Below are 20,364 nucleotides of genomic sequence, written 5' to 3'. Positions count from 1 at the left end.
ACGAGGCTGCACAATGATAATATAATAAAAATTATGTGATGGACTCGCCGGGATTTGAACCCGGGGCCTTCCCCGTGCCAGGGGGATGATCTACCACTGATCTACGAGCCCTCGAACGCATCAGATTGTATCGGGGTGCAACTCATAAACCCATCGAAGCGACGGCAGCCGTGGGTACTTTCGACACGGTTCAGCTTCCCCGACACGCGTCCACAACTACGCTTGGAATAGGACAAATTCGGCGAACGGTGGGCGGTACTCCGTTAGAGTCAAACACCTCCCAGTGAATGTGTGTGATATGAGCACAGAGCAGGAGGAGCATGGTGACGGGCGGACGATCCGGTGTCTCGTGGCCAAAGTCGGCCTCGACGGTCACGACCGCGGGGCACACGTTATCGCTCGGGCGTTCCGGGATGCTGGATTCGAGGTCATCTATTCGGGCCTCCACAAATCCCCCGACGAGATCGTGCAGGCGGCCGTTCAGGAGGACGTCGACGTACTGGGTATCTCGATTCTGTCGGGCGCTCACGACACGCTGGTACCGAAGATAATCGACGGCCTCAAGGAGTACGACGCGTTCGAGGACACGCTCATCCTCGTCGGCGGTATCGTTCCCGACGAGGACCGCGAGGAACTCTACGAGTTGGGCGTCGCCGAGATCTTCGGTCCCGGCGCATCGATGGAAGAGACCATCGAGTTCGTCCGCGAAAACACCCCAGAGCGATAGATGAGCGGCAACGAGACGCTCGTCGACGAGCTGCTGGCGGGGAAACACCGGGCGCTCGCGCGTGTCATCACGAAGATCGAGAACCGCTCGCCGGGCTATCGGGACCTGGTTTCCCAGCTTCACGAGCATACGGGCGACGCGGAGGTCATAGGTATCACTGGCTCGCCGGGCGCCGGCAAGTCGACGCTGGTGGACAAGATGGCCGCGGAGTACCGCGACCGCGGCGAGACGGTCGGCGTCATCGCCATCGACCCTTCCTCGCCGTTTACCGGCGGGGCGGTCCTCGGCGACCGGATCCGGATGGCCTCGAATCGCGGCGACATGGACGTGTTCTTCCGGTCGATGTCCGCTCGGGGATCTCTCGGTGGGTTGTCGACGGCGACGACGGACGCGGTGAAGGCGCTGGACGCCTTCGGGAAGGACAAGATCATCGTCGAGACGGTCGGTGCCGGGCAAAACGAGATCGAGATCGTCAAAACGGCGGACACCGTCGCGGTGCTGGTGCCGCCGGGGTCGGGCGACGACGTCCAGATGCTCAAGGCTGGCATCCTCGAAATCGCCGACATCTTCGTCGTCAATAAGGCCGACATGGACGGCGCCGACCGGACCGTCAAGGAACTCCGGGAGATGGTCCACATGCAGGACTCCGCCGCGATGGCGGGGCATCACGGTGCCGGAGCCCTTGCGTCGGACGACGACGATACCGAGGACGATGACGAGGACGGGTGGGAGCCAGCCATCGTCGAGACGGTCGCCAAGACCGGCGAGGGCGTCGACGAGTTCCTTGCGACGCTTGCCGAGCACGCCGAATGGCTCGTCGAGACCGGCGAACTGGAAACGCAGGAACGGCAGCGGTACACGGCGGAAATCCAGACGTTGCTCCGAGAGGATACCGCGTCACTGTTGGCCGAAGAGATCGACGCCCGCGGCGGATTGGAGCAGTACGTCGACGAACTCGTCGCTCGGGAGACGGACCCGTACACGGTCGCCGACGAACTCATCGAACCGCTGGAGGAGTGCGTCCGCGACCGACGCGAGGAATAGCCGCAGGCGGTATCCCTAAGCCCGTTCTCGCCCATCTATCGCTATGACCCTGAAGCGACTGTTAGGTGGGGCCGCCCTCGGAATCGGCGCAACCGTCGCGGGTAACCGACTCGTGGCTCGCGACGAGACGGACCTGCCGACGCCGCTGGGCCGTGACCTCTCGACGTACCGATGGCGGGGCTTCGACGTCGCCTACACGGAAGCGGGCGACCCGACGGATCCGGACCTACTCCTGGTTCACGGTATCAACGCCGCGGGGTCGAGCCACGAGTTCCGATACGTCGCCGACGCGCTCTCCGATGAGTATCACGTGCTGGCGCCGGACCTGCCGGGATTCGGCCATTCGGACCGACCGCCGTTGCTATATTCGGACGCCCTTTATGCCACCTTCATCCGGGATTTCGTCGAGGACCTGACAGACGAACCGACCGTGCTTGCCTCGTCGCTGTCGGCGGCCTACGTCGCTGAGACGGCCGACGAACTCGACGTCGAGTCGTTCGTCTTCGTCTGCCCGACGGCGACGACGATTCCCGGTCGACGGGCGTGGCTCCGCTCGCTGTTCCGACTGCCGGTCGCCGGTGAGGGGCTCTACAACCTGCTCGTCTCGAAGCCGGCCATCCGGTATTTCCTCGCGGACCACGCCTTCGACGGGCCGATCACCGAGGAGTGGGTCGACTACGACTGGCTGACGGCGCATCAACCCGGCGCCCGCTTTGCTCCCGCCTCCTTTATCAGTGGATTCCTCGATTCGGAGGTCGACCTCGCGGCGGCGATTCGGGACGCCGGGGTTCCGACGACCATCGTCTGGGGTCGCGAAGCGGACCTCCCGCCGCTGTCCGAGGGTCGGGAACTCGCCGAGGGGGCGAACGCGCGGCTGGTGGTCTTCGATAACGCGGACCTGTTGCCGCACGCGGAACACCCCGAGGCCTTCGTCGAGGAACTGTTCTAGGAGAGTTCGACCGAGACGGGAACCGAGGCCGGCGGGTCGCGTTCGAGCAGTTCCTCGATGGCGTCCAGCGCGGCGCGGGCCGTCGCTTCGTCGCCCTCATCGAGCGCTTCGCGGGCGCGGTCGAGTCGACTCTTCGCCGAGCGGACCGATTCGCTCTGGTCACGCGCCCACTCGTCGGTGAGTTCGTGGCCGAGCAGATTGGCGAGCAGTTCGACGAACGCGCGCTCCCACGCGGTGAACTCGATGGGGCTGTCCCGGTCACAGAAACAGATCGTGCCGTAACGGCGGTCCCCGACGTAGACGGGGGCGCCGACGTAGGTCCGGAATCCATCGGTGTCGGTCAGATCTCCGGCCGAATCCTCGGCCTCGTCGGCCGTGACTGCCGTCACGCTGCCATCGTCGAAGGCCACCTCGGCGAGCGCTCCGGAAAGCGGAATCGGGTTTCCGGTCGCGAAGTCGGTGCCTTCGGCGACGCTTTCGACGAGCAGTTCGCTCTCGTCGTCGACCTGCAGGAACGCGGCGTATTCGAGGCCGAGGGTTTCGCGACCGAGTTCGAGCAGTTCATCGACGGGCGTCGAGACGCTGTCGATGACCGTCCGAGTGAGTTCGCGGAGGGCGTCCTCCCGTCGGTGTACGGCCTGTTCGGCGCGGTAGCGGGCGGCGGCGTTCTCGATACGGTTGGCGAGGACGCGCCACTGCTCTTCGCCCCGGCGTTTCCGGAAGTAGTCGGTGACGCCCTCGGAGACCGCGTCGCTGGCGATCTCCTCGCTTCCGCGTGCGGTAAACAGGATAAACGGAATGCTCGGGTTCATCTGTCGGACGTACCTGAGCAACTCCAGACCGTTCATCTGGGGCATATGGTAGTCGCTCAACACGCAGTCGATGTCTTCCTCGTCGATCGCATCGAGGGCGTCGTTGGGGTCGGTCTCGACCCGAATGGAGAATTCCTCCCGAAGGTCCCCGAGTTGACTCGCCATCAGGTCGGCGAGGGAGGGATCGTCGTCGACGATGAGAAGACGGGTAGGGCGCGCCATAATCCAAGAGCGTTACTAACGGGGATAATGGTTCCGACCAACTCAGTCAGTCGGATCGAAAGACGAGCGCCCGGTCCTTCTCGGTCACCGTCTCGCCGATGTCGATGACCACAGCGTCTCCCGGAACTGGTTCCGTCTCGGTCCCTCGAACGAAGCCCGTCAGGCGCACGTCCCCGAAGTCGGCGATGGCCGTCACGTAGGGGGTATCCGCCTCGAACTGTGGGCCAGACACGGAGATGGTCGTCGCGGCGACGATCTCGCCGGATTCCGGTAGTGGCTGTTCGGTCAGTTCCCGGCTGCCACAGTCGGGACAGACCCGCCGTGGCGGCACGGTCCCGTGACCGTTCGGACACGCGAGATAGTAGCCGTCGCCCTCCTCGATAGCGTCCAACAGGTCGTCGTAGCCGTCGTGGCGCATCTCGAAGCTCATCGGCCCACACCTCCGTCGTGTTCGAGGACGTGAACCGTCACGGTTGCCACGGTCCCTCCGGCGTTGTGCGCGACGCCAACGCTTGCGTCCGGAACCGCGTCGGACCGGGCGTGGTGGCCCGCGAGCAGTCCGGTAAGTTCCGCAATCTGGGCGGCCCCGGTCGCTCCGACGGGGTGACCCTTCGCCTTCAGCCCGCCCGAGAGGTTGATCGGCAGGGCGCCGTCCCGGGTCGTCTCGCCGTTCTTCGCGGCAGCGAGCCCCTCACCGGGCTCGAAGAACCCGAGGGATTCGGTCGCCAGCACTTCGGCGATGGTGAAGCAATCGTGGACTTCGGCGCAATCGACGTCGTCGGCGTCGATGTCCGCCTCGGCGTAGGCCTCGGCGGCGGCTTCCTCGGCGGCCGGGGTCTTCCAGAGGGTCTCCCGCTCCTGTAGGGCGAGGTGGTCGCCGCCCTGTCCCGACCCGGTCACCGTAATCGGCGCGTCGAGGTCGTGTTCGGCGGCGTATTCCTCGCTGGTCAGCACGACGGCTGAGGCCCCATCGGAGATCGGACAGGCGTCGTAGAGGCCGAGCGGGGTCGCCACCCGGGGGGCCTCGACGGCGTCCTCGACGGTGATGGCCTTCTGGAAGTGTGCCTTGTCGTTTTCGAGGGCGTTGTCGTGGTTCTTGACAGCGATGTGTGCGAGGTCGTCGGGGTCGGCGTCGTGGTCGCGCATGTAGGCGGAGGCCATCAGCGCGTAGGCGCCGGGGAAGGTGATGCCGGCTTTGATCTCGAAGAGGTCGTCCGCGGCGATCGAGAGGCCGTCGGTCGCGCCCGTGGTTCCCATGTCGGTCATCCGCTCGGCGCCGCCGACTACCACGACGTCGGCCTCACCGTTGCGGATGGCTTTGACGCCTTCGCGAACGGCGACGCCGCTGGAGGCACACGCCGCTTCGAGTCGCGTGGCCGGCGCTTGTACGCCCATCGCTTCGGCCATCAACGGTCCCTGATGGCCCTGGTGTTCTGCCAACTCGCCCATGAAATTCCCGTAGAACAGGTGTTCGACGTCATCGGGGTCGACGCCGGCGTCGTCCAGCGCCGTGAGGCCGGCCTCGGCGAAGAGGTCACGCCCCGTCCGCCCGGAGTGTTCGCCGAACGGGGTTAGCCCCGTCCCTGCGATGCGTACGGTTGCCATGCACCCAAATCCGTTATTGGGACTTAACGGACTATCGGACGCGGCAAGAGGGGGTATAAATATGATTCACGACTCGGACTTCTGTGGTCTTCGTTTCGACGAATCGGGAAAACACGACGGGCATCCGTACGAGCGAAGCGAGCGCGGGTCCCGGCGCCGACCGGTAGCGAGACGCGACTGAAGGGAGCGTCTCGAAAAGGCGAACGGCGAACGAAGTGAGCCGTGAGCCACAAGGGAGGCGCCGTAGCGCGCACGGACTGGAGGGGCCCGAAGGGCGCCGAAAGGAGGACCGGGTTGCGGGCTTCGCCCGCAACCGCATGGACGTGGTCGTTCGAAAGGCGCGAAGCGCCTTTCGTGATGACGAAAGAGCTACGCTCTCTCGGACCACGGCGAAGCCGCCACGCAGCGCGCATATTTTTCCCCTGTTTTTGTCGGGTAGCGAGGGACCGGAGGTCCCTCGGATCATGCGAGCGGGCCTGCGGCCCGCGAGCAGACGGCGGAGCCGGCCCGTACAAAAAGTGGGGGTTCCTACATCCCCATATCTTCGGCAGCCTCGGGAATCGGCAGGTCGTTGGGGGAGACGGCGAGGAGTTCGGCGGCGTGGTCCAGTGCCATGTCGAAGCCGTAGTACCGTTCCAGTTCGTCGGCGTCGGCGCTCGGCCGGACCTTGAGCATGGCATAGCCCTCGATGTTCTGGGCGATGGCGGCGGTGCGGCCGTCGGTCTCGAATTCGAGCAGGCGTTCCTCGTCGGTTTCCCGGTAGCGGGCGGAGATTCCGTCGGCCTCGGCGGTTGACATACCGACGGCTAGGGTCGCGTCGTATGCCAAACTACCGGTCGCGGCCGACGGATGGGCTTTTTGAGGCGGCCGCCGAAGCAGGGGTATGGAGTGGCTCACGAGCGGCCTTCGCCGCGATATCTGTGTTCTGCTGTACGGTGGGGAGCGCCGCGCCCAGTCGCTGAAATCGGACCTCGAAGCGCGCTACGACCGCCGAGTGAAGCCGGACCGCTTCTACGGCGCGCTGGATTCGCTGGAGAAGAACGGCTACGTCGAAAAGCACGTCGAAGGACTGGAGGACGTCTACTCGCTGACCGACGCGGGCGCGAAGTCGGTCGAAACGCAGTTCGAATGGATGAAAGAGCGACTCGACTAATTCAGTAATTCGTTGGCGATGGTGTTCCGCAGCACCTCGCTGGTCCCCTCGTAGATCTCGTTGAGTTTGGCGTCGCGGTAGAACCGTTCGGCGGGGAAGTCCTTGGTGTAGCCGTAGCCGCCGTGGATCTGGATGCCCTCGTTGGCGACTTCACGGGAGACTTCGGAGGCGTAGAGTTTGGCCTGTGCGGCCTCCTTGGCGAAGTAGTCGCCGTCCATCTTCTTGTCTGCGGCCGAGTGCATGAGCAGACGGGCCGCGCGCGTCTTGGTGTCCATGTCGGCGAGTTTGTGCTGGATGGCCTGGAAATCCGAGATAGGCTGGTCGAACTGCTCGCGGTCCTGCGCGTAACCGAGGGCCGCATCGAGGGAAGCCTGCGCGATACCGATAGAGCGGGCGGCGATGGTGATGCGGCCGCCGTTGAGCGTCTTCAGCGCGTGGACGAAGCCGCGGCCCTCCTCACCGAGACGGCGGGATTCGGGAATGGTGAGGTTGTCGAAGCGGAGTTCGGCCGTGGGACAGCCCTTGTCGCCGAGTTTGTCCTCGGTGCCTTCGACGATGAAGCCGTCGTCCTCTTCGGGCCGGACGATGAACGAGGAGATGCCCTTGTTGCCGGCGTCGGGGTCGGTCTTGGCGAAGACCGTGACGGTGTCGGCCACGGAGCCGTTGGAGATCCAGAGCTTGCCGCCGTTGATGACGTACTCGTCGCCGGCCTTCTCTGCGGTCGTCTCCATGGCGGGGACGTCGCTGCCGGCGCCGGGTTCCGAGAGCGCGAAGGCGCCGATGTCCTCGCCCTGTGCGAGCGGCGTGAGGTACTCCTCTTTCTGTGCTTCGTCACCGAACTCGTAGACCATGTTGCCGGCCAGCGAGATGTGGGCGGCGACGATGGTCCCGAGGCCACCGGAGCCACGCGAGATCTCTTCGAGGGCGGCGGGGTAGGCGTGATAATCGAGGCCGGCACCGCCGTACTCCTCGGGGAACGGCATACCCATCAGGTCGAGGTCGGCCAGTTCCTCGACGAGGTCCCACGGGAACTCGTCGTTTTTATCGATTTCGTCGGCGATGGGAACGACCTCCTCGTCGACGAAGTCGGCGACCATCTCCTTGATCTGTTTCTGTTCGGCCGTGAGACTGAAGTCCATACCTTTGAGTTCGACGCTCCGCACTTTACCTTTCCTCTCTCCGCCATCCCAACCGGTTCTGTAAAGATCGAGTGGCCGATAGGGCGATCAGTCGTATTCGTAGAAGCCCTGTCCCGTCTTCTTGCCGAGGTCACCGGCATCGACCTTCCGCTTGAGCAGGTAGGCCGGCTTGTAGCGGTCGCCCAACTCCTCGTGGAGCGTCTGGGTCGCGTCCAGACAGACGTCCAGTCCGATGTGGTCGGCCAGTTCGAGCGGCCCCATCGGCACGTTCGTGCCGAGTTTCATCCCGCGGTCGATGTCCTCCTTGGTCGCCACGCCCTCGTCGAAGGCCCGAACGCCCTCGTTGATCCACGGCATCAGGATGCGGTTCGAGACGAACCCGGGCTTGTCGTCGGATTCCCACGTCGTCTTGTCGAGCGCCTCCGAGAAGTCGTGGGCCAACTCGACGACGCCGGGGTCGGTCTTCTCCCCGACGACGATCTCGACGCCCTCCATCAGTTGGACGGGGTTCATGAAGTGAATGCCGACCACCTGCTCCGGACGGTCGGTCGCGGAGGCGATGGTCGTTATCGACAGCGTGGAGGTGTTGGTCGCTAACACTGCCTCGTCGTCGGTCACCTCGTCGAGATCAGCGAAGATGTCCTGCTTGATGTCCATCTTCTCGACGGCCGCCTCGATGACGATATCGCAGTCGGCGAGGTCCGCGAGGTCGGTCGTCCCCTCGATTCGCTCGCGGGCCGCGTCGGCCTCGTCCTGGGTTATCTGTTCTTTGTCGACGAACTTCGAGAGGCTGCCGTCGATGGTGTCGAGCCCGTTCTCGACGAACTCCGGTTCGATATCACGCATCACGACGTCGTAGCCGGACACGGCGGATACCTGAGCGATGCCGCTGCCCATCGTTCCCGCGCCGACGACGCCAACCGTCTCGATAGTCTCGATGTCGCGCATGCGGCAACCCAGAACCCGGCGGGGAGTAATACTATCGACGTTTCGTCGGGCACTGGCTGGGTCGGTTCAACTCCGTTTCTGGAAGCCCGACACCACATCGAAAAGCGCCCCGCGCCGCCGCTCCAGAGGGAGGAAATGCGTCCCGCCGGCGATTTCGGTGTATTCCCGGTCGTCGCCACAGCCCAGTTCGTCGTAGAGAGTGAGTGCGTCCTCGCGGGTGGCCGTCGGGTCCAGCGACCCCCGGACGATCAGCGTCGGGACCGAGATGTCTGCAGCATCGTAGACCGGGTCGCCGTTCGCGGCCGCGACGAGGTCGAATAACGTGCCGTTCGGCGCCGCAATCGTCGGTACGTCGGCGTTGGAAACGGACTGTCCCGAATCCGCGAGCGCGTCCCAGAACGCCTCGAAGGCTCCGTCGGGGCGATACTGTAAGGGGTCGTCCTCGTCGGGGAACTGCCGGTCCCAGCGCTCGCGGGCTTCCGTGCGTGTGACCAACCGCACGGGACTCGGTGGTTCGTCGGGCGCCCACCGCGCTGCCTTCTCGGCTGCTGGCCGGTAAACGGGTGCGAACTGCGTCAGCGAGGCGACCGAATCACCACTACTCGCCAGGTACCGTCCGCAGACGATCGAGCCCCACGAATAGCCCACCAGATGGACGCGCTCGAAGCGTTCGCGGATGCGGTCGAGAGCCGCTTCGACGTCCGTTGCGGCGGCTGCCGCGCGTGAGGGCACGGCCTCCGAATCGGTAGAATCGGTATCGAATCCGGCCGGGCGCTCGCTGTCGCCGTAGCCGCGCAGGTCGACGGCGAAGGCCATGGTTCCGTTCTCGGTGGCGCAAGACAGCCACGAATCCGAATTGTCTGGCGGGCCGAACGCGGCGAGGCTGGGATAGGTCGCCCCGTGGACGAACAGGGTGGCTGTGTCCGTATCGTCCCGTGGAACCTCCCACAGCCGGATTCGCGTTCCGTCGGCCGCCTCGACCTCGTGTGCATCGAGCGCCATACCCCGGTATCGGCGCCGGCCGACTAAACGTTCAGGGCGCTCGCTACTCACGGCTCCTGTTGGTCACCCTCGTCACCCGCGCCTCGCGACTCGCGGGTCGCTTCACTCCCCGCTCACCTCTCGGGGACTCTCCTTACGATCGAGTCCCCCACTGCTCACGGCTCCCGTTGGTCGCCGTTCGCACGTACCGGGGCGCTCGCTGATGCTCGCGCCCCCCATACCAGAATCTTCTTTGTCCATCTCGTCGCACGTTCTGATACATGATTCCCATCGACGATACGCCGCTCTGCCGTGACGGGAAAATACTCATCCTCGCCTACGACCACGGCCTGGAACACGGCCCGGTCGACTTCCGAGGCGTTCCCGAGAGTGCCGACCCCGAACGGACCTTCGAGGCGGCGACCCACGACGCCGTTACCTCCGTCGCAGTCCAGAAGGGCATCGCCGAGGCCTACTACCCCAGCTACGAGGAGGACGTCGACCTGTTGATGAAACTCAACGGCACGTCGAACCTCTGGATGGGCGAACCCGATTCGGCCGTCAACTGCTCCGTCGAGTACGCCGCGGAGGTCGGCGCCTCCTCGGTCGGCTTCACGCTGTACGGCGGCTCGAACAACGAGGTCGAGATGGCCGAGGAGTTCCGCGACGCACAGGAAGCCGCACGCGACCACGGCCTGCCCACCGTCATGTGGTCCTATCCGCGCGGGCAAGGTCTCAAGAACGACACCAAGCCCTCGACCATCTCCTATGCGGCGCGCCTCGCCCTCGAACTCGGCGCGGACGTGGCGAAGGTCAAGCACCCGGGTAGCCGGGATGCGATGGAAGACGCCGTCCGGATGGCCGGCAAGACGAAGGTCGTCATGTCCGGCGGCTCGAAGACGACCGACCGCGAGTTCCTCGAATCGGTCAAGCAGACCATCGACGCCGGCGGGAAGGGCCTCGCTGTCGGCCGCAACGTCTGGCAGCGTGAGGACCCGACGCGCATCCTCGACGCCCTCGAGAACGTTATCTTCGAGGAGACCAGCGTCGACGAGGCCCTCGAAGCGGCCGAGCGATGAGCGACCCCATCGACGCGATACTCGACGTCGTCGCTTCGACCGCGCCCGACGTCCGCGGCGGGCTTGTGGGCCGGCGCGTCTACGACAGCGGCGAGAACCCCTCCGGCGAGCAGCAACTCGCGGCGGACGTCTACGCCGACGAACTGCTCGAAGAGCGGCTGCTGAACATCGATCCGATCGGCAGTTACGCCAGCGAGGAACGCGACCTGGTAATCGAGGACGACGGCCATCTCCACGTCGCCGCGGACCCCCTCGATGGCTCCTCGAACCTGAAGTCGAACAACACGATGGGGACGCTCTTCGGCGTCTACGATGAACCCCTGCCGACCGCCGGCCGTGACCTCGTCGCCGCCGGATTCGTGCTGTACGGCCCCATCACGACGATGGTCGTCGCCCGCGATGGCGACGTGACCGAGTACGTCATCGACGGCGAGGGCGACCGCGAGACCGTCACCGAGGACCTGACGCTCCCGACGGACCCGACCGTCTACGGCTTCGGCGGGCGGGTTCCGAACTGGACCGACGACTTCGCGGCCTACGTCGAGTCGGTCGAAGAAGAGCTCAAACTCCGCTACGGCGGGGCGATGATCGGCGACGTGAATCAGGTGCTGACCTACGGCGGGGTCTTCGGCTATCCCGGCCTGCAGGACCGCCCGGAAGGAAAGCTCCGACTGCTCTTCGAGGGCCATCCCATCGCCTACATCGTCGAGTCGGCGGGCGGAGCTTCTTCGAACGGCGAGCGGTCGCTGTTGGACTGTGAGCCGGAGCGGCTTCACGAACGGACGCCGCTTTTCGTCGGCAACGACGAGTACGTCGACCGGCTGGAAGACGCGCTGTAGTCGGGGAGCTTCGTCGGCTACCCGTTTTCAGTACTCGTTGCCTTCCTGCGAGAGCAAGACGACGAGCGACAGCCCCGAGACGACGATGAGCACGAGCGCGGGGACGGCGGCGTACTGGAAGTAGGCGGCCTCCTGGGCGCGCCATATCTGGGTCACCAGCGTCTCGAAGCCGGTCGGCCGGAGCACGAGCGTGAGGGGCAACTCCTTCATCGTCGTCAGGAAGACCAGGGCGGCCCCGGCGACGACGCCGGGGGCGATAAGCGGGAGGATGACCCGTCTGAAGGCACCGAAGGAGGATTCCCCGAGCGTCTGGGCGGCCTCGAAGAGCCGGGGGTCGGTCTGGAGGGTCGAGGTTCGGACGGCGCCGACCGACTGGGGCATGAACCGGACGACGTAGGCGAACACGAGCAGCGGGAGCGTCTGGTAGAGCCACGGGACGAGCCCGCTGCCGAAGTAGACCAACGCGAGCGCGAGGACGATACCGGGGACGGCGAAGCCGACGTAGGTCGCCCGCTCGAAGAGCGTCGCCACGACGGAGTCGCTCCGGGCGGCGTAGTAGGCGACCGGTAGGGACGCCACGGCGGCCACGAGCGCGGCTGCTGCGGCGACCGCGACGGAGTTGACGGCGTAACTCCACTCGAAGGCCAGCGAGGGGCGACCCCCTTCGGCGGTGACGAGCCACATGCCGAAGATCCACAGCGGGACGACCAACGCGAGGACGACGACCGCGGCGGGCAACGCCATCGCGGGCCAGCGCCACTTGCCGAGACGGACCGGCGCGTCCTCGGCGCGACTGGTGCCGGAGCCGTGGACGTCCTCGCCGGGACGGACCCATCGTTCGAGGGCGAGGACGGCGAGGACGACCGCGAGCAACTGCAAGGAAAGCAATGCGGCGTACTCGCCGCCGAAGGCGTTGTACTCGACGTATATCTGGCGGGTGAAGACGGGCAATCGCATGATCGAGGGCGTCCCGAAATCGGAGACCGCATACAGCGCCGACAGCAGCGCGCCGGCGGCGATGGCGGGCCGGAGATGCGGGAGGGTCACGCGCTTGAACGCCTTCCAGCGGTCGTGGTTGAGGGTGCGGGCGGCGTCGACCAGTCGGGTATCGAAAGACAGCAGCGCGCCGCGGGTCGTCAGGTAGACGTAGGGGAACGTATACAGCGTGATGACGAGCGTCGTGCCCGGGAAGCCGTAGATCTCGGGCAGACGCTGGATGCCGAGCGGCGCGAGCAGGTCGTGGAACTCCCCGCGGGGGCCGAACGCCGAGACGAACGCGAACGCGCCGAGATAGCTCGGCACGACCAGCGGCAGGGCGACGGCGACCGACCAGAAGCGCCGGAACGGGAGGTCGGTTCGGGTGGTGAGATACGCCAGCGGGACGCCCAGCAGTATCGAGAAGACGGTGACGAGCGTCATCAAGAGCAGGCTGTTGATGATGATATCGAGGGTCGCCTGCCGGAAGAGCAGCGACGACGCGCGGTCGGGGTCGATGGAGGCGGCTTCGACGAACAGCCACGTCAGGGGGAGGACGACACACGCGGCGACGATGCCGGCGAGAACCGCGAGGCTGAACGACCACTCGCCGTCCTCGCTGAGGCGACCGAGAAGCGGACTACCCACGGCTATTCACCATCACATCTCGTGAATCGCGGTCCGCCGAGTATAAGGTTTTAGGTTTACCTAAGAACGGTATGGAGCTGACCCGTCGGGACGCGGTCGCGGCGCTTGCGGCACTCGGTGTCGGGAGCGCGGCGGCTGGCGGCTACCACCTCTCGCGGCGGGAGGGTGCGGATGACGGCGACGGCGACGAGGCCATCGACGACGAGCGCGTCCGGGAGACGCTCGTCGCGGCCGCCGAAGTGGTCTATCCCTCGGACGTCGACGGAATCGAGGCGTTCGTCCGGCGGTTCTCGGATGGCCGCCTCGACGACTCGGCACACGCCGAAGGGCTACGGGCGGCCGTCGCGGAACTCGACGACCATTCCCTGTCGTGGTACGACAGTCACTTCGTCGACCTGTCGGTCGACACCCGCGATAGCCTGCTCAGAGAGATCGGCGCCGACGTCGCCGACGAGGTTCCTGACGGGACGACCGCCGAGCAGATCCGGTATTACGTCGTCAACGAACTCCTGTTGGCGCTGTATTCGTCGCCGAAAGGCGGGGAGTTGGTCGGCATCGAGAACCCGCAGGGCCACCCCGGCGGCACCGACAGCTATCAGCGGGGGCCACAGCGATGAACGGTGCGGCGCCGACAGACGACCGCACGCCGGTCGCCGAGGCGGACGTGTGTATCGTCGGGGCAGGACCGGCCGGGTCCTTGGTCGCGGACCGCCTCGCCAGTGCCGGTCACCGGGTCGTCGTCCTCGATGCAGGACCGCGGTTCGACCCGTCGGAACGCATTCGCCGACAGGAACGGGCGATTCGCCCGTACTACGACCGGCCCGACGTCTGGGATGGCGACCCCGAACGCGACGCCTATTCGGCCACCGGCGAGTGGTTCTATCCGCTGAACCACGCCCGCGTGAAGGGAATCGGCGGGTCGACCCTCCACTGGCAGGGGATGGTCATGCGCCTCCACGAGGCGGACTTCAACTCCGGGAGCGAACGCGGCGCCGGCCCAGACTGGCCCATCGAGTACGCCGACCTGCGACCGTACTATGCCGACGCCGAGGCCGAACTCGGCGTCTCCGGGGCCGATATCCCCTTCGGCCCGCCGCGGGAGGAACCCCATCCCATGCCGGCCTTTCCGCCCTCCTACAGCGACTCGCTGTTCGCGGCGGCCTGCGACGAACTCGGAATCGCGATGCATCCGGTGCCGAACGCCCGCAACTCCGAGTCCTACGACGGCCGCAGCGAGTGCGTCGGCTACGGGACCTGCCAGCCGGTCTGTCCCTCCGGTGCGAAGTACGACGGCACGGTCCACGCCGAATCGGCCGAAGCGCAGGGCGCTCGCGTCATCGACCGCGCGCGAGTGACGGAACTCGAACACGGCCCCAACCAAGTCGAGGCGGCCGTCTACGTCACGCCCGACGGGGACGAACACCGACAGGAGGCCGACGCCTTCGTCCTCGCGGCTGGCGGCGTCGAAATCCCGCGACTGCTCCTCCTCTCGGAATCGGACCACTATCCCGACGGCCTCGCCAATTCCAGCGGCCTCGTCGGTCGGTACTTCATGGACCACCTCTTCGCGGGCGCCGGCGGCCGCCTCGACGAACCCACGCGGCAGAACCACGTCGGCTTCCTCACCAGCGAGAGCCACCAGTTCTACGACGACGCCGACGAGGAGTTCGCCCCGTTCAAACTGGAGTTCTTCAACTACGCCGGTCCCTCGCCCGTCGAGATGGCGCTGTCGGGCGACGACTGGGGCGACGAACTGCTCGGGCGCCTCCGGGAGGGCTACGGCAACCACGTCGCCGTCGGCGCACTGGTCGAGCAACTGCCGCGCGAGGACAGTTATATCGGACTCGACCCCGACCGCACCGACGACCTCGGGAACCCTGTGCCGGACGTCCACTGGAACGTCGGCGACCGCGCGCTTCGGACCATCGAACGCGTCAACGACATCCAGCACGGGATTCTGGAGACTCTCGGCGCCGAAATCGAGTGGACCGTCGGCCCTGAGGAGACCGGCCCCGCCTACCACCACATGGGCACGACCCGGATGAGCGCGGACCCCTCGGAGGGCGTCGTCGACGCGACCCTCCGGACCCACGACCTCGATAACTGCTGGATCGCGTCCTCGTCGGTCTTCCCGACCGGCGGTGCGATGAACCCGACGCTGACCATCGCCGCCCTCGCGCTGAAAGCCGCCGATAGCATCGAAGCGTCGCTCTGACTGCTGTTTTAGGCAAACCTAAAAATTCAAGTGCGTGTGGTCGGAATGCCGAGTCAATGAGTCAGACCCAGAGCGGAGACGTGACGAAAAACGGCGCCGCGGCCGCCGACAACGTTGATACTGAAGCCGACGCGGACACCGACGAGTTCACGTTCGACGACCTCGTGGTCGTCATGGGCACCTACAACGAGGAAGAGGCCATCGAGACGGTGCTGAACGATATCGACGAGGTCACCGACGGCAAGGCGGAAGTCGTCTGTGTCGACGGCTCCTCGGACCGAACGCCCGAGGTTGCCGAGGAACACGGCGCGACGGTCATCCGGCAGGAACCGCAGGGTTACGGTGTCGCCGTCCGGGAGGCCGTTCTGACTCCCGACCGACCCATCGTCGTCACCACCGACTGCGACGACACCTACCCGATGGAGCAGTTGCCCGAGTTCCTCGAGTACATCAACGAGGGTTACGACGTCGTCAGCGGCGACCGTCTGTATCACGGCGCCGACGCCATGCCCGCGTTCAACCGGTTCGGCAACCACGCCTTCGCCGTCATCGCGAGCGTGCTGCTCGGCGAGCGCGTCCACGACACGACCACCGGGATGCGAGCCTATCGCCGGGAGGTCGTCCAGTCCATCGAGTGGACCGAGAACACCGGCCTGTCGGCGGAACTGCTGATGCGCCCGCTGGCCCGCGGGTACGACGTCCGCGAACACCCCATCGAGTACGCCGAGCGCCTCGGTGAGACCAAACTCGACCCCATCGAGGGCGGACTGGCTATCGCGAAATCCATCGTGAAGGTCGGCCTCGAAGAGCAGTTCCGGTAGCTGGACGCGTCTCCGTCGTTCTTTTATCACCGAGCGCAGAAAACTAGATGTTTCGACGGCCTATTTGTGGGGGCCCAGCAGGTCGTAGCTCCGCTCCCACTCGTAGTCGTCGTCGTGGTACCGTTCGGCCAGCGGTTCGTCGGGCATCTCGCCGACGGAGCGTTTCTCCTGTCCGTACGACGGCCGGTCGGCCTCGTGGTAGAACCGTCCCGTCAGCACCTCGCCCTCGTAGAGGGCTGCCTCGGTGTTCTGCATCATGTCGGCGGCGTCCCGTCGGTCCGCGAGGTCGAACTCGTAGTCGTCGTTCTGCTGGACGTCGATGTAGGGGACGTACTGCTTTGCGTCCTTGTTCCACGTCGGGCACTGGGTCAGGAAGTCGATGTGCGAGAACCCGTCGTGCTCGATGGCTTCGACGAGAATCTCCTGGGCCTGATTCGGGTTGACGGCGGCGGTGCGGGCGACGTAGGTGGCACCCGAGGTAAGCGCCGTCGACAGGGGTCGAATCGGGGACTTGGCGGAGCCGTGCGGCTGGGTCTTCGACTTGTGACCCTTCGGGCTGGTCGGGGAGGTCTGGCCCTTCGTCAGGCCGAAGATCTCGTTGTTGAACACGATGTAGGTGATGTCGTGGTTCTCCCGGGCGGTGTGCATGAAGTGGTTGCCGCCGATACCGTAGCCGTCGCCGTCGCCGCCGGCCACGACGACCTCGAGGTCGGGGTTGGCGAGTTTGGCGGCCCGTGCGACGGGCAGGGCACGACCGTGGATGGTGTGGAACCCGTAGCTGTCGAAGTAGCTGCTCAGTTTCCCGGAACAGCCGATGCCGGTCACGAGCAGGATCTCCTCGGGGTCCTTCCCGAGGTCGGCCATCGCGCCCTTCAGCGCCTTGAGGACGCCGAAGTCGCCACAGCCGGGACACCAGGTTGCCTGTGGCTCGATGCCGGGTGTGAATTCGTCGCGCTCTACCTCGCGGTCCGCTCCGATTGCGTTGAATGCGCTCATGGTCAGTCACCTGCCGCGGGGACGAACCGGGTGGTCGATGCGGGTTCGCTCCCCTCGATGATGGTCTCGAACCCCTCGACGATCTCGTGGGGTTCGAAGGGATTGCCGTTGTACTTCAGGAGGCTGTTCATCTTCGGGCCGAACCGGCCGATCTCCTTCTGGATGAGGCCCCGGAACTGCGCGGAGGCGGTCATCTCGACGACGAGGGCCTCGTCGACCGATTCGAGGAACTCGGTGATCTCGGCCTCGGCCAGCGGCATGATGCCGGAGACGCCGAGGGATTTGACGCTGTGGCTGGCCTCGTTCAGCCGGTCGACGGCCTCCTCGACGGTGCCCTGCTGGCTGCCGAAGGTGACGATACCGTAGTCGGCGTCGTCGGGGCCGTGGTAGCTCTGATGACTGGCCTCATTCTCGTCGAGTTCCTCGCGGATGGAATCGAGTTTGCCGAGGCGGCGCTCCAGTTGGGCGACGCGGTTGTCGGGGTCCTCGCTGATGTGGCCTTCGGGGGTGTGCTCGTTGCCGGTCGCGAGGAACTTGCCGCCCTTCTGGCCCGGAATCGAGCGGGGCGAGACGCCCTTGTCGTTGTCCGGGTCGTGCTGGAACCGCTGGAACTTGCCGGAGGCGTGGTGGGCGGCCTCGGCGAGTTCCTCCTCGGTGAGCGTCTCGCCGAGGTCCGGGTTCGGCTCGCGGTCGAAGAACGATTCGTCGACGTTCCGCAGTTCGCCGGAGAGCTTCTGGTCGTAGAGGACGATGGCCGGGAGCTGGTACTCGTAGGCGATACGGAACGCCTCACGGGTCTGCTCGTAGGCCTCCATGACGTTGCCCGGTGCGAAGACGACTCGCGAGGAATCGCCCTGACTCGTATAGAGGACGTGTTCGAGGTCGCTCTGTTCGGGTTTGGTCGGCATCCCGGTCGACGGTCCCGCGCGCATGGCCTCGATGAGGACGACCGGCGTTTCGGTCATCTCCGCGAGACCGAGCGGTTCGGACATGAGGGCGAACCCGCCGCCCGAAGAGCCGGACATGGCCTTGGCGCCGGCGTGAGAGGCGCCCAGCGCGAGCGCCGCCGCGGCGATCTCGTCTTCGACCTGCTCGGAGATGCCGCCGACCTCCGGGAGGTACTTGCTCATCAGCGTGAACACCTCCGTCCACGGCGTCATCGGGTAGCCGGATATGAACCGACAGCCTTCGTCCAGCGCACCGAAGGCGATGGCGTTGCTGCCCGAAAGCAGGACCTGCTGTTCGTCGTGGTCGCCCGTCGGCATCCGGAGGTCGTGGGTGAAGTCCATCTCTTTGACCTCCCGATGGGCGGCCTCCAGGATCTCGAGGTTGGCCTCCAGCACCTCGCCGGACATGGCGTCCGCCATGAGGTCCTCGACGTGTTCGAGGTCGTAATCGAGGAGCGCGGCCGTCGCGCCGACGCCGGCGGTGTTCCGCATCACCTCGCGGCCCTTCTCGCGGGCCATCCCGCGAAGGTCGAGCGGGTAGACGTGCCAGTCGTTCTCCTCGACCCGTTCCTCGAAGTCGGGAATCTCCTCGGGGTCGATGAGCCCCTCGTCGTAGACGATGATGCCGCCCTCGCGGAGTTCGTCGAGGTTCTCCGCCAGCGGTTTGGCCTCCTCGTTGCCGTAGTAGGCGTCCTCCTGGGGGTTGCGGGCGAAGGAGTCCCCCAGCGCCAGAAGGAAGTTGTACCCGTCGCCCCGAGACGCGACGTCGTCGGGGCCGGCCCGAACCTCGACGTAGGTGTGGCCGCCGCGGATACGCGACGGATAGTGTCGGTGGGTGAATACGTCGAGACCGGACCGCATCAGTGCTTTCGCGAAGTTCTGGCTCGTCGAGTCGATTCCGTCGCCGGAACCACCCGCGATTCGCCAGACGATTTCCTCTGTCATTGATATCACTGCGCCCAGGCGGGCGCCTTGGCCGAACTTCGGGTTCCCCCGACTAAAGCGTTTGTGAGATATTCGCATAGATTAATAATGATATAGGTGTTTAAACACGCCCGCTGAAGGGCGGTTTGTATCATTAAAACGTTAGGAATACGGTGGGTTTCGGCGTGTCGTCGTCGGCGATCGGTCGGCACGTCGGCGGCCGTCGTGGCACAGGCTTATTACGTGCAATGACTTGCGTGTACCCACAAGCGGATGTCACTCACCGAACTCATCGCGGGGGTCGAGGAACACGAGAAGACGCTGACCATCTTCAACGGCGACGACGAGGACGTCGCTGCCCTTCGCGAGCAATTTCACGACCGGAACCTCTCGGTGACCGCCGAGCGGACGCCGAGCGGCAAACCGAACGCCTTCGCCGTGCTCTCGGAGGACGGCGAGTTCGTCACCGCCGCCAGCCTCGACGATATTCGCGGCCCCGAGTCCGACGAGAACGACCCCGATTTCGCCGAGAACGCCTACCGGCCCATCCTTGATTATCTCGACGAGACGATGTTCACCTCCTACGACATCGGGCAGATGGTCGCCGCCTCGCGGGAGATCGAGGACCGCGCGTGGCGCCTCGGCAAGGGCTCGCTCCACTCCGGCTTCCAGAAGCTCTCGATCCTCGAAGACCAGATGGACATCTACGAGCAACTGGCCGAGAAGGGCACACTCGACGTCTACGCCTACGCCATCCCCGATACCGACGTGCCGAAACACGACACCGACCTCACGATTCACGTCGAACGCTCCGACGAGATCGAGCGGTCGTGGTTCGTCGTCTACGACGGCGCCGGCATCGACGTCAACAAGTGTGCCCTGCTGGCCGAAGAACGGGAGCCCCGGTCGTTCTACGGCTTCTGGACGTACGACCCCGACACGGTCGACTGGATCATCGACCACCTCAAATCCACCTACGGCCTCGTCGAACAGTAACGGAACGACCGCTGCGATGCAGCCGGTCGGTAACGGAACGCAACCGGCATGAAGCGGACTCTTAAATATTCGGCGAGGGATTGTTGTAGTATGCCTCCATCCGCCGCTCGTTTTGCCGCCATCGCCCTCTCAGTGACGCTTTTCGTCTCCGTTCTCGCCCCGTTTCTCGCCGGTCCCGCGGCCGCGAATATCACCGGCGAGCCCGACATCTCGCTGACCATCGCCGACAACCGCGTCGACGCCGGCGAAACGACGACCCTCGAGGTGAGCGTCGTCAACCGCGGCGAACTCGACTCCGGCAGCGACGTGGGCAACGCCCAGGCCGAACAGCGCGTCACGACCGC

20 protein-coding genes, 1 tRNA gene and 1 pseudogene are annotated in these 20,364 nt (G+C 65.6%); 11 read left to right on the top strand and 11 right to left on the bottom strand.

All coding sequences use genetic code 11. The annotated features are described in order from the left end of the window. Positions 1–39: 39 nt before the first annotated feature. Positions 40–111: transfer RNA gene (locus tag V5A53_RS04990), tRNA-Ala, on the bottom strand. A 187-nt stretch (positions 112–298) separates the two neighbouring features. On the opposite strand from V5A53_RS04990, the gene V5A53_RS04985 reads away from it, so the two are divergent. Genes V5A53_RS04985 through V5A53_RS04975 form a run of 3 tightly spaced genes read left to right on the top strand, consistent with a single transcriptional unit; the run spans position 299 to position 2,720 of the window. Beyond that, a complete protein-coding gene (locus tag V5A53_RS04985; RefSeq protein ID WP_332312474.1) occupies positions 299–727 on the top strand; it encodes a cobalamin B12-binding domain-containing protein in 429 nt (142 codons plus the stop codon). Continuing rightward, the gene (gene meaB, locus V5A53_RS04980; RefSeq protein WP_332312473.1) at positions 728–1,771 is read left to right on the top strand and encodes a methylmalonyl Co-A mutase-associated GTPase MeaB; all 1,044 of its coding nucleotides are present in this window, start codon (positions 728–730) and stop codon (positions 1,769–1,771) included. 43 nt (positions 1,772–1,814) lie between these two features. After that, the gene (locus tag V5A53_RS04975; protein ID WP_332312472.1) at positions 1,815–2,720 is read left to right on the top strand and encodes an alpha/beta fold hydrolase; all 906 of its coding nucleotides are present in this window, start codon (positions 1,815–1,817) and stop codon (positions 2,718–2,720) included. Here the strand turns inward: V5A53_RS04975 and V5A53_RS04970 are convergent. The 4 genes from V5A53_RS04970 to V5A53_RS04955 form a co-directional block, all read right to left on the bottom strand. Then, positions 2,717–3,754, bottom strand: a complete 1,038-nt coding sequence (locus tag V5A53_RS04970) for a response regulator (protein WP_332312471.1) — start codon at positions 3,752–3,754, stop codon at positions 2,717–2,719. The genes V5A53_RS04975 and V5A53_RS04970 overlap by 4 nt on opposite strands. Before the next feature lie 46 nt (positions 3,755–3,800). Next, complete coding sequence (locus tag V5A53_RS04965; protein ID WP_332312470.1) at positions 3,801–4,184, bottom strand: Zn-ribbon domain-containing OB-fold protein; 384 nt, start codon at positions 4,182–4,184, stop codon at positions 3,801–3,803. Continuing rightward, complete coding sequence (locus V5A53_RS04960; RefSeq protein ID WP_332312469.1) at positions 4,181–5,359, bottom strand: thiolase domain-containing protein; 1,179 nt, start codon at positions 5,357–5,359, stop codon at positions 4,181–4,183. The genes V5A53_RS04965 and V5A53_RS04960 overlap by 4 nt, the downstream gene beginning before the upstream one ends. Positions 5,360–5,887: 528 nt before the next feature. Beyond that, positions 5,888–6,157 carry a DUF7111 family protein gene (locus V5A53_RS04955; RefSeq protein ID WP_332312468.1) on the bottom strand — a complete coding sequence of 90 codons (270 nt, stop codon included), beginning with the start codon at positions 6,155–6,157 and terminating at the stop codon, positions 5,888–5,890. Between the two features lie 85 nt (positions 6,158–6,242). On the opposite strand from V5A53_RS04955, the gene V5A53_RS04950 reads away from it, so the two are divergent. Continuing rightward, the gene (locus tag V5A53_RS04950; RefSeq protein ID WP_332312467.1) at positions 6,243–6,512 is read left to right on the top strand and encodes a PadR family transcriptional regulator; all 270 of its coding nucleotides are present in this window, start codon (positions 6,243–6,245) and stop codon (positions 6,510–6,512) included. On the opposite strand, the gene V5A53_RS04945 is transcribed toward V5A53_RS04950, so the two are convergent. The 3 genes from V5A53_RS04945 to V5A53_RS04935 all read right to left on the bottom strand — a co-directional run bounded on the left by V5A53_RS04945 (position 6,509) and on the right by V5A53_RS04935 (position 9,601). Continuing rightward, the gene (locus V5A53_RS04945) at positions 6,509–7,651 is read right to left on the bottom strand and encodes an acyl-CoA dehydrogenase (protein ID WP_332312466.1); all 1,143 of its coding nucleotides are present in this window, start codon (positions 7,649–7,651) and stop codon (positions 6,509–6,511) included. The genes V5A53_RS04950 and V5A53_RS04945 overlap by 4 nt on opposite strands. Positions 7,652–7,738: 87 nt before the next feature. Further along, complete coding sequence (locus V5A53_RS04940; protein WP_332312465.1) at positions 7,739–8,599, bottom strand: 3-hydroxyacyl-CoA dehydrogenase family protein; 861 nt, start codon at positions 8,597–8,599, stop codon at positions 7,739–7,741. Between the two features lie 66 nt (positions 8,600–8,665). Then, positions 8,666–9,601: an alpha/beta hydrolase gene (locus V5A53_RS04935; protein WP_332312464.1), complete on the bottom strand. Its 936-nt coding sequence runs from the start codon at positions 9,599–9,601 to the stop codon at positions 8,666–8,668. A gap of 260 nt (positions 9,602–9,861) precedes the next feature. On the opposite strand from V5A53_RS04935, the gene V5A53_RS04930 reads away from it, so the two are divergent. Together V5A53_RS04930 and V5A53_RS04925 are read left to right on the top strand one after the other, a co-directional pair. Then, complete coding sequence (locus V5A53_RS04930; RefSeq protein WP_332312463.1) at positions 9,862–10,659, top strand: class I fructose-bisphosphate aldolase; 798 nt, start codon at positions 9,862–9,864, stop codon at positions 10,657–10,659. Beyond that, positions 10,656–11,498, top strand: coding sequence for a class 1 fructose-bisphosphatase (locus tag V5A53_RS04925; RefSeq protein WP_332312462.1), 843 nt, complete (start codon positions 10,656–10,658; stop codon positions 11,496–11,498). Before V5A53_RS04930 ends, V5A53_RS04925 begins: the two co-directional genes overlap by 4 nt. 27 nt (positions 11,499–11,525) lie before the next feature. Here V5A53_RS04925 and V5A53_RS04920 read toward each other — a convergent pair whose 3' ends face one another. Further along, positions 11,526–13,121 carry an ABC transporter permease gene (locus V5A53_RS04920; RefSeq protein WP_332312461.1) on the bottom strand — a complete coding sequence of 532 codons (1,596 nt, stop codon included), beginning with the start codon at positions 13,119–13,121 and terminating at the stop codon, positions 11,526–11,528. Positions 13,122–13,192: 71 nt separating this feature from the next. Between V5A53_RS04920 and V5A53_RS04915 the strand changes: the two genes are divergently transcribed. The 3 genes from V5A53_RS04915 (at position 13,193) to V5A53_RS04905 (ending at position 16,157) form a co-directional block, all read left to right on the top strand. After that, positions 13,193–13,738: a gluconate 2-dehydrogenase subunit 3 family protein gene (locus V5A53_RS04915; RefSeq protein ID WP_332312460.1), complete on the top strand. Its 546-nt coding sequence runs from the start codon at positions 13,193–13,195 to the stop codon at positions 13,736–13,738. Beyond that, a complete protein-coding gene (locus V5A53_RS04910) occupies positions 13,735–15,336 on the top strand; it encodes a GMC family oxidoreductase (protein WP_332312459.1) in 1,602 nt (533 codons plus the stop codon). Before V5A53_RS04915 ends, V5A53_RS04910 begins: the two co-directional genes overlap by 4 nt. Before the next feature lie 173 nt (positions 15,337–15,509). Continuing rightward, complete coding sequence (locus V5A53_RS04905; RefSeq protein WP_442928575.1) at positions 15,510–16,157, top strand: dolichyl-phosphate hexose transferase; 648 nt, start codon at positions 15,510–15,512, stop codon at positions 16,155–16,157. Positions 16,158–16,217: 60 nt separating this feature from the next. On the opposite strand, the gene V5A53_RS04900 is transcribed toward V5A53_RS04905, so the two are convergent. Both V5A53_RS04900 and V5A53_RS04895 read right to left on the bottom strand, forming a co-directional pair. Then, a complete protein-coding gene (locus tag V5A53_RS04900; RefSeq protein ID WP_332312457.1) occupies positions 16,218–17,153 on the bottom strand; it encodes a thiamine pyrophosphate-dependent enzyme in 936 nt (311 codons plus the stop codon). Positions 17,154–17,155: 2 nt separating this feature from the next. Then, positions 17,156–19,045 carry a 2-oxoacid:acceptor oxidoreductase subunit alpha gene (locus V5A53_RS04895; RefSeq protein ID WP_332312456.1) on the bottom strand — a complete coding sequence of 630 codons (1,890 nt, stop codon included), beginning with the start codon at positions 19,043–19,045 and terminating at the stop codon, positions 17,156–17,158. Positions 19,046–19,297: 252 nt separating this feature from the next. Here V5A53_RS04895 and V5A53_RS04890 point away from each other — a divergent pair, with 252 nt between their 5' ends. Both V5A53_RS04890 and V5A53_RS04885 read left to right on the top strand, forming a co-directional pair. Then, positions 19,298–20,020 carry a DICT sensory domain-containing protein gene (locus V5A53_RS04890; RefSeq protein WP_332312455.1) on the top strand — a complete coding sequence of 241 codons (723 nt, stop codon included), beginning with the start codon at positions 19,298–19,300 and terminating at the stop codon, positions 20,018–20,020. Between the two features lie 90 nt (positions 20,021–20,110). Then, positions 20,111–20,364, top strand: a pseudogene (locus V5A53_RS04885) (hypothetical protein); the annotation flags it as partial.

Source organism: Natronomonas sp. (genome assembly GCF_036625485.1).
In the GTDB taxonomy this organism is placed as follows: Archaea; Halobacteriota; Halobacteria; order Halobacteriales; family Haloarculaceae; genus Natronomonas.
The sequence above is the reverse complement of the archived record's forward strand: the minus strand, read 5'-3'. Positions and strand labels throughout refer to the sequence as shown.